A 13011-nucleotide genomic window follows, 5' to 3' on the forward strand; every position below is an offset into this window, starting at 1 on the left:
ATGTCGTCTTTATCTTTGGCGTTGGGCTTGAATTAGACGCTGACCTTTTTCATCTAACAAATATAAATTCGCCCCATCAAACTGAAACTTTTTCACACGCTGCATGGAGTCCATTAAATCAGCTTCTTGGGCCAAAGCCTTGTCACAACTACTGTGTCCAGCCATCACATCAAAATCTAATCTGTGTTGCGCAAAGTTATACGTATAACGACCATATAGGTTATTACACCCTGTATAACCAGAGACCAGATTTGTTGCAGAATTAAGAGCGAAATTTGGATATTGATTAAAGAATAATGCCCTTTTGTTATGAATGTGAGTAATTTGCCACGTCACATCTTGCACGCCATCTGTACTCTTGCGAACTTGTAGCGTTGGAAGTTGATTCACACGTTTTGGCTGCAAGGTTTTAGACTGGGTCGTTTGTGGTTGGCTTTGACAAGCCGAAATCACAAGAGCTGTCGATATGATTAAACTTTTGTTAAAAAATGCCTTCAAATAAGAAATGATATTTTTCACGGTAATTTGCTCAGACATTGATTTAGTTCACCTTTTAATTCATTGACCATATTAACAAATGAATTCTGTTACTGTTCTTTCGATACAACTGTACAATAATACTAGTGCTTATGAATCTGGGCATGCTAATATCAGTGATAAAATAGCAATATATCGTCATGATTGGTTTTGCTATCTCGTTTAGTTTTATTATCTTGTGCAAACAAGATTATTAGGAGCGCTGACGGATATGAATTCCGCCCCACTCAAGAAAGCACCCATTAATTGGATTGCAATTTTTGCATTGGTATTTTTACCAATCGTTGCGCTAATTACGGTTCCAATCTATAGCTACCATCATGACTTCAGTATGGGCGCATGGATTAGCATGTTCTTTTTACTGGCTGTAAGCAGTTTAGGTATTACCGCTGGTTATCACCGTTTATGGGCACACCGTGCTTATGAAGCAGCTTTACCTCTTAAAATCTTACTGATGATTGCTGGTACTTTTGCGGTTCAAAACAGTATTTTGTTTTGGGCTTCAGGTCATCGTACTCATCACCGCCACGTTGATGATGTCGATCAAGATCCTTATTCGATCAATAACGGTTTTTGGTATGCACATATGGGTTGGATGTTACGTAACTACCCTGCGGCTGAACCAAACTATAAAAATGCACCTGACTTGTTAAATGACAAGCTCGTCATGTTCCAACATAAATATTATGTTCCATTAGTGATCGCAGTGCATGCAGGTCTTCTATTACCAATCGGTTGGCTTGTTGGCGATGTTTGGGGCGTATTAATACTTGGTGGTTTAATTCGTTTATTCATTAGCCATCACGTTACCTTCTTCATCAACTCTCTTTGTCATATGTGGGGCAAACGTCCATATACTGACGAAAACACAGCACGTGACAATTTCATTTTAGCGATTCTCACTTGGGGTGAGGGTTACCATAATTATCACCATATCTTCCAATACGATTACCGTAATGGCGTGAAATGGTGGCAATATGATCCTACTAAATGGTTAATTTGGACAAGCTCTAAACTTGGTTTAGCCAAAAACTTACGTCGCATTCCTAGCTTCAATATCCAAAAAGCCGAACTTGCGATGAAGTTTAAATATGCTGAACAAGACCTTGCGATTTATGGTCACGATGTCAATACAGATATTGCTCAGATGAAACAACGTATTGCTCAAGAATATGAAGCATTTACCAATACCTTAAATGATTGGGCTAAGTTGAAAGAGCAAGAACTTCAAACTAAAAAAGCAGCTATGGCTGAAAAGATTCATCAAATGGATCATAAGCTTAAAGTTGATTTCCAACTGCTTGAGCATCGTCTTGCTCATCACCGTGAATGCTTAGAAACTTTAGTTCGAAATATCAAAAAAGCACCTGTTTCAGAGTAATCAATTTACTCAATCAAAATGGTCTCTCAATGAGGCCATTTTTTATACCTATAAGCATTCGCCTATTCAAACCTATATTTGATATAGTGATTACTCAACCCATCTCTTGACCTTATTTTATGCAATTTAATCCCCGTTACAATTCACTGAATCCTAAGTTCTATCACCAACAACAACCAAGCCCTTTACGTGGTGCAAAAGCAGGTCACTTTAATGAGGCTCTGGCAGATGAATTACTTTGGAATGCAGATGATAAATCTAACTGGGTTGAAATTTGCAGCGGTCAAAAAACCTTCAGCGACTTCCCACCTTTAGCCATGGTTTATGCGGGTCATCAGTTTGGTCAATGGGCAGGACAATTGGGTGATGGCCGAGGATTATTGATCGGACAAATACTCAATAAGCATGGTGAAACGATCGATTTACATTTAAAAGGTGCTGGCTCTACACCCTACTCGCGTATGGGTGATGGTCGTGCCGTACTTCGCTCGGTAATTCGAGAGTATCTTGCGGGTCATGCACTCAATGCACTTGGTGTAGCTTCAAGTCATGCGGTAGGTTTCACTACCTCTACGCAAGGCGTACAACGTGAAACTTTAGAGCTTGGTGCGATGTTATTACGCACTTCGGACTGTCATATTCGTCTCGGTCATTTTGAATGGATCAATCAATACGCACCTGAATTATTAACCGAGTTCACTGAAAAATGTATCGAATGGCATTATCCAGAATGCCTACAATCAGAGAATCCAATACTCGCATTTGCTCAAAGCGTGATTGAGCGTACTGCAATCATGATCGCGAAATGGCAATTGGTGGGTTTTGCTCATGGTGTGATGAATACTGATAATCTCAATATCACAGGTTCAACTTTAGATTTCGGTCCATATGGGTTTATGGAACGTTTCCGTCCGAATTGGATCAATAACCACTCAGATTATCAGGGGCGTTATACCTATCAGAATCAACCAAGCATTGGACACTGGAATCTGTGGACGTGGTTAAATAATCTGATTCCACTAGCCAAACCTGAACAAAAAGAACAGTTCAAACTGGATTTGGCAAAATGTTTAGAACAGTTTGAGCCAGCTTTTTTAGCGCATTATGGTCAAGGCTTGTGCCAAAAAATGGGACTGCCACATTTCCATAAAGACAGCTTGGATTGCAGTTTTGCATTCTTACGAATATTACAAACAGAACAATTGGACTATACGCAAAGTTTTATTCGCCTTCAGGATAGGCAATATAAAGCTCTTCGTGATGATTGTTTAGATATCCGTCAGTTTGATAGCTTTCTCCAACAGTATCAAACAATTCGAGAACATCAGGATACGGATGAATTAGATGCTGTAATGAAACAAGTGAATCCTCAATACATTTTGCGTAATCACATGGCTCAAAAAGCCATTGAACAAGCGGAACGTGGAGACTTTAGTGAAGTTGATCGTTTATTCAAGTTGCTAAATCAACCCTACACACGACAACTAGACTTAGAAACTGAACAAGATACTGCCCCACTTCCAAGTGATGTACCTGAGATATCAGTAAGTTGTTCATCATAGAAGATATTGTATGAAATTAGGGCTGGCTATTGGATTTGCATTACTTGTTATTTTGTTAGGATTAGCTTTTTATAAATATGAAAAGTTTATTCCTAACTTAGCTCCTATTCACCCAGCTCTTTCAGCTCAAGAAATAGAAGAGATTAATAAAACTAAGCTTGTGACGACAATAGAAGTTTTTAAACAACAACGGCAACTGAAACTCAAACACCATGATCAAGTCATTCGAAGCTATCCGATCCGCTTAGGCTTCAATCCGATGGGGCATAAACAATTTGAAGGTGATGGTAAAACACCAGAAGGCACTTATACAATCGACTGGCGCAATCCTCAAAGTGCTTATTATAAATCTTTGCATATCTCCTATCCAAATCCGAATGATCTCGCTTATGCAAAGCAACGGCAAAAGTCAGCTGGTGGTGATGTGATGATTCATGGCACTGTTCCTACTCCTGCAACATCATTCCCTGCGAGTTCCACTTATATGCCTCGTAAAGACTGGACTTTAGGATGTATTGCAGTGACAAATGCTGATATGGATGAAATTTGGCAACTTGTTAAAAATGGCACGCAAATAATTATTCATCCATAATTGAATCAAGCCCATTGAAGCTGTGTTAGAGATAAGTATTATGATTAAACTGGACAAGGCTTATTCACAGCATAAGTTCATCATCTAGATTTATATCCCCTAGCACTTAAAAAATCAGCATAAGCTTTTGTAAATTAATAAAATACGCTTAATACTAGACCGTTCATTGATTCTCTAAGTACTTTACCAGTAGATTATTTCTGCAAAATCATTATCAAACTATCCACATTTTCTGTGGATAATACTGTGGTTATCCACAGGATAAAATTAAAGCCTCATTTTTCTTATTAGATTTATCTCTTTGTGAAAGAATTCTACACATCCAAACACCCCAATAAAGTTATGTAAAAAATAAGCTCACAATCAAATTCGTTGTTAGTCTTTTAAGTCTTAGGCCTAAGATAGTACAATTTGTATAAAATTCAAACAACACAATATAATCTCTTCCCAAGATTTGGTGATTTTAAATTTTGGATCAGCACTCAGCTTTTGTGACTAGAATTCATGGTGAATTTAGCATATACATTCAGATTGAAATGAAACATAGCGAATTGGGTTTAAAACAATAAACTACACATGATTAGGATTAGTTTTCAGATGCCTTTCAACACACTTACCAAAATACTATTTGCTTTTGCACTTTCCAGTTCGTGTCTGCTGCATGCAGCACCTTCGTTTGATGAAGATACACAAATCATTTCAAGATCTCCTCTTGGCGTTTGGATGCTAAAACAAGACTTAAACCAGCCTAAACTCAACTGTGCTATTCGATTTATTTCTACTAAAGATACTGAAAACAGTTTTTCTATTTTTGGTGCTACAAAAAAAACTTCACATGCAACGATCCTATTTCAAGGTAAAAACATTCCTACCACACATACAGCAGAAGAAATGCGAGTCGAACTCCGACAGCAAGATTTAGCTGCGACACCCCTAAAAGCTCAACTTTTGCCAAGTTCAAGTACAGGTATGCTTGCAGTTAACACAGGAGATATTCAGCAAACGCTTAAATCTATGCGTGATAAAGAAAAAAACCTACAATTAAAATTGAACAATGCCACGATTTACACACTTGACTATGATGGTTTAGCTCAAGCACGAACAACGATGCAGGATTGTCTCGCGGGTAAAGCGGTCAAAATAAAATCACTAAAACAAGCAACAGCTGAAATTCGCCCTGTTGGTAATTCAACGATCACAGGACAAGCATTTTACAAAGGTGCAATTCTTGCAAAAAAACAATATCCACCCAAAGGAACACAAGCCGTTGGTTTAATCTGGATGACAGATGAATTTAAAGCATGGTATGAAAAAGTTAAACGTGATCAAAAGCTGCCAACTCATATTCCAGAATCTATTCTCAAACATTTCATGTCTACGCGTATCTTAGATGATCAAGGACGTTTTAAATTTACCAACTTACCTGCTGGTGAATACATTCTCATTGCAAATTTTTCTTATGAAAAAAATGTTAGCCATACTGAAGTCGTTGGACGAACTGATGTTTATGTGGGGAATCAATATGTCGGCTCAAACGACCAAATTGCTCGTTGGAATTATATTGTGAAAGAAGGGACTTCTTTTGAGAAACCTGTGACCATCTCCAAAGATGGCGATACAATTAATGTAAGTTTAGATAAGTCACAAATCATGTGTTTCTTGGTGTGTTTCTAAAAAAAGAAAAGCTAGCCTTATGAAGACCATAAGGCTAGCATAAAATTATTCAGGATATTCAAAACGATAACCCACCCCATACACGGCCTGAATCCATTCATGACGATTACCTGTTTCGGCAGCTTCGGTAATTTTACGACGAAGATTTTTAATATGACTGTCAATTACACGATCTGCCACATCAAAACTGTCAGGGTTAATATGATCTAATAATTGCGCCCGTGAATATACTTGCCCCAAATGCTCTAAAAACAATTCTAATAAACGGAACTCTGTTGGCGTTAGCGTCAGCGCTTTTTGTTGATACCAAATTCGTTGCTGAGCTTTATCAATACGGAATAAATCATTCTGTTCAGGCTCAGCTTTTCGCTCTAGGCGACGTAACACGGCTTGAACTCGCGCAACTAACTCTTTCGGACTAAATGGCTTACAGATATAGTCATCAGCCCCCATATTCAGCCCCAACACACGATCGATTTCTTCAGTACGTGCAGTAACCATAATAATTGGTAAATCTGATTGCTCACGGACTTTACGACAAATCGTTAATCCATCCATACGTGGCACCATCAAATCTAAAATCATCAGGCTTGGTTTGCGTTGCTGAAATTGAGTATAAGCATCTTGACCATCATGAAACATGCTGACTTCAAAACCAGCAGCCTCTAAATAATCTCGAACCAACTGTGCCAGCTCTACTTCATCTTCAACCAACATAATATGTTTCATGGTCTACATCCTATACATCACATCCTCAGAAATAGAGGAATAAAAAGTTATTTGATTTGTTTTGGAAAAGTCAGAACACAACGCAAACCACCTAATGGTGAATGCTCAAATGTCAGTGAACCACCCAATGCTTGTGCCAATTTACAAGACAAAGCCAAGCCTAAACCCGTCCCTCCCGTACTCCGAGTACGAGAATCATCAACACGATAGAAACGCTCACCTAAACGTGCTAACTGCTCATCATTCACACCAAATGGGCTGTCATCCACATACAATATCCACTGTTTAGCATTTTGTTGAGTATGAATCTGTATTTTCCCACCTTGTTCGGTATAGCGAACACTATTTCCGAACAAGTTAACAATGATTTGCTTAAATCGATCTCGGTCTAATGAAAGAATCGCTCCTTCGCCAGAAAGTGAGACTTCTAACTGATGCTGTTCAAAAGTTGATTTAAAGTTTTCAACTTCTTGCTGAATAATCTCCCAAGGATTTACATCAGCAAAATAACATTTAAGTTGTTGAGCATCAGCTTGAGCCAAATCCGCTAAATCTTGAGTTAATTTTTTCAAACTAGAGACTTGCAACATCATGGCATTTAAGTGCTCTGGTGTTGCCTTACGAATCCCGTCCTGCATCGCTTCAATTTGTGCCTGTAATACAGCTAAAGGCGTTTTTAACTCATGCGAAGTATCAGCAACCCATTGACGACGTGACTCTTCATGTTGATGCAAAATATCAGCCAAATGATTCAACTGATTAGATAAATCGCCTAATTCATCATTACGCTTAACCGCTACCTGATGTTGATAGTTACCCTTGGTCAATTCTGAGGTCGCTTTTAATAAGCGCTGGATTGGCTTTTTAAAATAAGTTGCCATCAACAATGCTGCAACCAAACTCGACAATACAGTCAGCACATAAACCAAGAATAAATAACGTTTCTGATTACTAAAGAAATTAATACTTGAGGCATCATCTTGATCAAGCACAGGCTTTAAACCTAAATAACCCACTACTTGTTGCCCTACCATAATCGGACGGTAAGAGATTTGATCTGTTGCGGGTTCACCAACAACAAATTGATGTTTTGCATCATAAAGAGACAAGCGAGAACTCAATCCCAATCGATCTGGAATCGAAACAAAACGTTTTTTTCCATTTTGAGTATCATCATTTTGCTTATTAGACTTTTGCTCAGAACTATCTTTTTTTAACTTAAATTGACTTGGACTTAATGGAAATTTTAAACCCTCAAATGGTTGATATTCCGACGGCAGATTTTGCTTGAGGATATTCAGCTCTTCGGTATTAAAAATTTGGCGATTTCTTATTTCCGGATTATTTTGCGATAAGCTTGGAGACATGCTTAATAAAGTGTGTTCATTAAAGTATCTTTGCTGCAAAGCAATGTCGTACTGACGACGCAACCACCACTGTGATAAACGATCATAGTCATCTGGTGCGGCAGTTCCTTCGATTTGTAAAATTTGCGCCTGAATCGCATTCCCCCAATCTTGATAAACGTTATATACATTCCCCAAATTGGCAATCAAACGATCTAACTTTTGCATTTCCACATCGGCAACATATCGAGCAAAGTTCTTTTGCATCGTCCAATGTAAAATCCCCAAACTAATCGTGGCGATCAACAAAGTTGTTAACAAGACGGTTAGGAATAAGCGTAAAGCTATAGGAATACGACGGATACTCAAATATATAGTCTCAACATGGATCTACCTTTTGATTGTAACCAACATGTCAGAAAAAAACTCTCCATTGTTTCTTCATCATTATTGTCTAATCTTTAACTCATCAATGAGCAAGTAGTTTACTGGATAAAAAATGAAGAAGACTCAGATTGCAATTTTAAGCACAGTTCTGGGTTCAACACTAGCTTTAGCAGCTTGCCAATCCACTACGCCTGCTGAACAAAATATGAATAGAGATCATCATCGTCATCATACAATGCAGCGCCAAAATCTTAGCCCTGAACAGCGTGCCGAGTGGCAAGCTAAACGTGAGCAGCGTTTAGAACAACGTGAACAAATGCGTCAACATCATCAAGCTCAAAAAGCGAAGATCGAACAAGCATGTCAAGGAAAGCGCATTGGTGAACGCGTGAATATTCAATGGAATAATCGTGTCATCGAAGGTACTTGTGAAGTCCGTTTCAGCCCTGATCAATCACAATTTAAGCGTCAAATGCATCCAACTACTTAACCCTCTTCATTACGGCGCTTCACAGCGCCTTTTTTTATCAATGCTTACGAGACACTTATAAAATCATAACTAATAATTACTCAAGAGTACTGGTTACTTTCATTTTCTAAAAATTAATCTAAAAATAAAAACCTGATGAAAGTTTGCAAAGTTGCGCCATAATAAATCGTGAAAATATTGATTCCGATGATCTCACTTACATTATCATCATTAATTCAGATCAAAATAACCACTACACAGCTGCTTACGATTTTAAACAAGCAGTACAAGTAAAAATTAGAAAAAACACATACAATCTCAGTGCTTATACAGACAAAATGACAATCTTTGACTTCGCAGTCACTAAGAAATGACCTGTAATAGCTTGTACCAAACTATAACTTGTTGCACGATTAGGGGTACAAAATGGTGCCATTAATTGGGCACATTTATCATTGACTAAGATTATAACTCTGGTTTGACCAGTATTGAGGAACCCGCTATGCCACAATACAAAGCACCCTTACGTGATATGCAGTTCGTATTGCACGAATTATTAAATGCTGAAGTACATTACGCAAAACTGCCTGCATTTCAGGGCACCGTAAGCCGTGAATTGGTTGATCAATATTTAGAAGCAGCGGCAGATTTCTGTGAGAATGAACTTTCTCCTATCAACCAATCAGGCGACCGTGAAGGTTGTACTTGGAATGACGGTGTTGTCACTACGCCTACTGGTTTCAAAGAAGCGTATCAAAAATATATCGAACTTGGCTTCCCATCTTTATCTGCTGATGAAGAATTCGGTGGTCAAGCGTTACCAAACTCTTTAGGGATTGCCATCTCTGAAATGGTCGGTACAGCGAACTGGTCTTGGGGTATGTACCCAGGTCTTTCTCATGGTGCTGTTCGTACAATTGAACACCATGGTTCTGATGAACAAAAAGCGACGTATATGCCAAACCTTGTATCAGGTGTTTGGACAGGTACAATGTGCTTAACTGAATCTCATGCAGGTTCAGACTTAGGTATTATTCGTACCAAAGCAGAACCAAATGATGATGGTAGCTATGCAATTTCTGGCGAGAAAATCTTTATCTCTGCTGGTGAACATGACATGGCTGACAACATCGTTCACATCGTTCTTGCACGTTTACCTGGAGCACCTAAAGGCACTAAAGGTATTTCGCTGTTCATCGTACCGAAATTCCTTGTAAATGCTGATGGTTCAGTTGGCGAGCGTAACGCTGTACGTTGTGCTTCAATCGAACACAAAATGGGTATCCATGGTAACGCAACTTGTGTGATCAACTTTGATAAAGCAAAAGGTTACTTGATCGGACCAGAAAACCGCGGCCTAAACTGCATGTTCACATTCATGAACACTGCACGTATTGGTACAGCCGTTCAAGGTCTTGCTGCATCTGAAGGTTCTTTCCAAGGTGCTTTAGCATATGCGAAAGATCGTTTAGCAATGCGTGCACTTTCAGGTCCTAAAGCGCCTGAAAAAGAAGCAGATCCAATTATTGTTCACCCTGCTGTTCGTAATATGCTTTTAACTCAAAAAGCATTTGCTGAAGGTGGTCGTGCACTTGTTTACTTATTGGCTCAGTATGCAGATATCGTTGAAAAAGGCGAAACTGAAGAAGAGCGTAAATTTGCTGACAACATCTTGTCTCTGTTAACACCAATCGCTAAAGCATTCTTAACTGAAACTGGTTCTGAATCTGCAAAACATGGTGTTCAGGTATTTGGTGGTCACGGATTTATTTCTGAATACGGTATGGAGCAAATTGTACGTGATACACGTATTGCTTGCATATACGAAGGAACAACTGAAATTCAAGCACTTGACTTGTTAGGTCGTAAAGTATTGCAAACTCAAGGTGCAATGTTAAAAGACTTCACTAAGATCATCCATAAATTTGTTGAAGCGAACAAAGACAACGCAGCAATGCAAGAATTCCTTGCACCATTGGCTGCTGCAAACAAAGAATGGGGCGATATCACGATGCAAATCGGTATGCGTGCAATGCAAAACCCTGATGAAGTTGGTGCAGCTGCGGTTGACTACATGTACTTCTCTGGTTATGTCACACTTGCTTACCTATGGGCACGTATGGCACTTGTTGCTCAGGAGAAACTGGCTGAAGGCTCAACTGATGTTGACTTCTACAATGCGAAAGTAGCGACTGCTCGCTTCTACTTCAAGAAGATCCTGCCACGTGTTCGCTCGCATGTAGATGTACTTTCAACTGGTGTTGCGCCATTGTTTGAACTTGATGCGGAACACTTCGCGTTCTAATCATAGATTAGAGTGAGATGCAACGTTCATCACAAAAAAAGGACTGGTCAGTTTTGACCGTCCTTTTTTTGTTTAATCAATGCTAAATTTAGATTATTCATTTATTTGTTCGTTTTATTTGATCACTTTGCACAGAGCCTGTGCCTAGAAGGGAACGATTATGCCAATTTACAATGCTCCTTTAGCAGACATGAAATTCATCTTAAATGATGTATTTAACGCAGAACAATTTTGGCAAGCTAATGAAAAACTTGCTCATGTAGATGCGGCAACGGCTGAAGCTATTTTAGAAGAAATGGCTAAATTTGCGCAGAATGTAACTCATCCTCTTAACCGTACAGGTGATGAAGAAGGCGCTCGTTGGGAAAATGGTGAAGTATTCACTCCAGCTGGTTTCAAAGATGCTTTCCGTCAATATGCCGAAGGTGGTTGGATTGGCTTAGGTGCTGATGAGGAATGGGGCGGTCAGGCAATGCCAAAAATGCTGACTGTTCTTGCTGATGAGATGTTATTCGCAACCAATCCATCATTCTTGCTCTACCCGCTTCTTTCTGTGGGTGCAGGTATGGCATTAAACAGCTATGCATCTCAAGAGCAAAAAGAAACTTATTTACCTAAAATCTACTCTGGCGAATGGTCTGGTACGATGTGCTTAACTGAACCGCATGCAGGTACAGATTTAGGAATTATTAAAACCAAAGCTGAACGTAATGAAGATGGTACTTACAACATCACAGGTACAAAAATCTTTATTACAGGTGGTGACAACGATTTAGCTGAAAACATCATTCACTTAGTTCTTGCAAAAACACCTGATGCTCCTGCTGGTTCACGTGGTATCTCTTTATTTATCGTACCTAAGTATCTTGTAAATGAAGATGGTTCTTTAGGCGAACGTAACTTAGTTGGTGCCGGTTCAATCGAACACAAAATGGGGATCAAAGCGTCTGCGACTTGTGTCATGAACTTTGACGGTGCTAAAGGTTTCCTCGTTGGTAAAGAAAATGAAGGTCTTGCAGCGATGTTCGTCATGATGAACTATGAACGTTTATCGATGGGTATCCAAGGTCTAGGTGCTTCTGAATTTGCTTATCAAAATGCTGCACAATACGCCACTGATCGTTTACAAGGTCGTAGCGCTTCAGGTGTTCAGTCACCAAGCAAACCTGCAGACAGCATTTTAGTTCACGGTGACGTTCGTCGTATGTTACTAAACGTACGTGCTAACAATGAAGCATCACGTGCATTTGCTGTTTATGTAGGCCAACAGCTCGATATTACGAAGTTCTCAACCGATGCTGAAGCTGTTAAAAAAGCCAATGACCGTGTTGCGCTTTTAACACCTATCGCTAAAGCTTATCTAACAGATACAGCATTCCAAGCAACGCTAGATGCACAAATGGTATTTGGTGGTCACGGTTATATTCGTGAATGGGGTATGGAACAGTGCATCCGTGATCTTCGTATTTCTCAAATTTATGAAGGGACAAACGGCGTTCAATCACAAGACTTAATCGGTCGTAAAGTGATTAAGAATGGTGGTGCTTTCATCGCTGAATACATTGCTGAAATTCGTGACTTTGCAAATACATTAGATGCAGATTTGAACTTCATTAAAGATGCAACTTTAGATGCAGCAACTGAAGTAGAAGCGGTTACTCAATTCATCATTGAGCAAGCAGCTGAGAATGTAGAGTTCCCTAACTCTGCTGCTGTAGATTACTTACATGCGGTTGGCTTACTCAGCTTCAGCTACATGTTTGCAAAAATTGCTGCTGCTGCTAAAGATAAGTCAGGTGACTTCTATCAAAACAAACTTGCTTTAGCTCGATACTTTGTGACTCGTATCTTGCCTGAGTTAGAGGCACGCATTAAGAAAGTTGAAGCTGGTTCTGATCTCATCATGAACTTCAGTGAAGACTATTTTACAAATCAATCTTAACTCCAAAGTAAAGTAATGTTAGAAGCTGCCTAAATCATCTGGTTTAGGTAGCTTTTTATGTCAATAATTAAATTTTTGCACAACAAT

The 13011-nt window shown here is 39.1% G+C and carries 10 protein-coding genes; 7 read left to right on the forward strand and 3 right to left on the reverse strand.

Features of this window, described 5'->3' with window-relative positions:
* Nucleotides 1-9 precede the first annotated feature (9 nt).
* A complete protein-coding gene (locus IRT38_RS15475) occupies nucleotides 10-537 on the reverse strand; it encodes an META domain-containing protein (RefSeq protein WP_194598177.1) in 528 nt (175 codons plus the stop codon).
* Nucleotides 538-748: 211 nt separating this feature from the next.
* Between IRT38_RS15475 and IRT38_RS15480 the strand changes: the two genes are divergently transcribed.
* From IRT38_RS15480 to IRT38_RS15495, 4 genes are all read left to right on the forward strand, one after another.
* Entirely contained in the window at nucleotides 749-1918 is a 1170-nt protein-coding gene (locus IRT38_RS15480; protein ID WP_004950413.1) for an acyl-CoA desaturase, read from the forward strand.
* Nucleotides 1919-2037: 119 nt separating this feature from the next.
* Nucleotides 2038-3480, forward strand: coding sequence for a protein adenylyltransferase SelO (locus tag IRT38_RS15485; RefSeq protein WP_194598178.1), 1443 nt, complete (start codon nucleotides 2038-2040; stop codon nucleotides 3478-3480).
* Nucleotides 3481-3490: 10 nt separating this feature from the next.
* Entirely contained in the window at nucleotides 3491-4072 is a 582-nt protein-coding gene (locus IRT38_RS15490; RefSeq protein ID WP_194598179.1) for a murein L,D-transpeptidase family protein, read from the forward strand.
* 597 nt (nucleotides 4073-4669) lie between these two features.
* The gene (locus tag IRT38_RS15495) at nucleotides 4670-5746 is read left to right on the forward strand and encodes a hypothetical protein (RefSeq protein WP_194598180.1); all 1077 of its coding nucleotides are present in this window, start codon (nucleotides 4670-4672) and stop codon (nucleotides 5744-5746) included.
* A 45-nt stretch (nucleotides 5747-5791) separates the two neighbouring features.
* Here the strand turns inward: IRT38_RS15495 and IRT38_RS15500 are convergent, their stop codons facing one another.
* A complete protein-coding gene (locus IRT38_RS15500; protein ID WP_100834006.1) occupies nucleotides 5792-6475 on the reverse strand; it encodes a response regulator in 684 nt (227 codons plus the stop codon).
* A gap of 47 nt (nucleotides 6476-6522) precedes the next feature.
* A complete protein-coding gene (gene baeS / locus IRT38_RS15505) occupies nucleotides 6523-8190 on the reverse strand; it encodes a sensor histidine kinase efflux regulator BaeS (protein ID WP_194598181.1) in 1668 nt (555 codons plus the stop codon).
* 130 nt (nucleotides 8191-8320) lie between these two features.
* Here baeS and IRT38_RS15510 point away from each other — a divergent pair, with 130 nt between their 5' ends.
* The 3 genes from IRT38_RS15510 to IRT38_RS15520 all read left to right on the forward strand — a co-directional run bounded on the left by IRT38_RS15510 (nucleotide 8321) and on the right by IRT38_RS15520 (nucleotide 12924).
* Nucleotides 8321-8698, forward strand: a complete 378-nt coding sequence (locus tag IRT38_RS15510) for a hypothetical protein (RefSeq protein WP_004908890.1) — start codon at nucleotides 8321-8323, stop codon at nucleotides 8696-8698.
* 481 nt (nucleotides 8699-9179) lie between these two features.
* A complete protein-coding gene (locus IRT38_RS15515; protein ID WP_194598182.1) occupies nucleotides 9180-10982 on the forward strand; it encodes an acyl-CoA dehydrogenase C-terminal domain-containing protein in 1803 nt (600 codons plus the stop codon).
* A 160-nt stretch (nucleotides 10983-11142) separates the two neighbouring features.
* Complete coding sequence (locus IRT38_RS15520) at nucleotides 11143-12924, forward strand: acyl-CoA dehydrogenase C-terminal domain-containing protein (protein ID WP_194598183.1); 1782 nt, start codon at nucleotides 11143-11145, stop codon at nucleotides 12922-12924.
* Nucleotides 12925-13011 lie beyond the last annotated feature (87 nt).

Source organism: Acinetobacter sp. SK-43, assembly GCF_015351505.1.
GTDB lineage: Bacteria > Pseudomonadota > Gammaproteobacteria > Pseudomonadales > Moraxellaceae > Acinetobacter > Acinetobacter junii.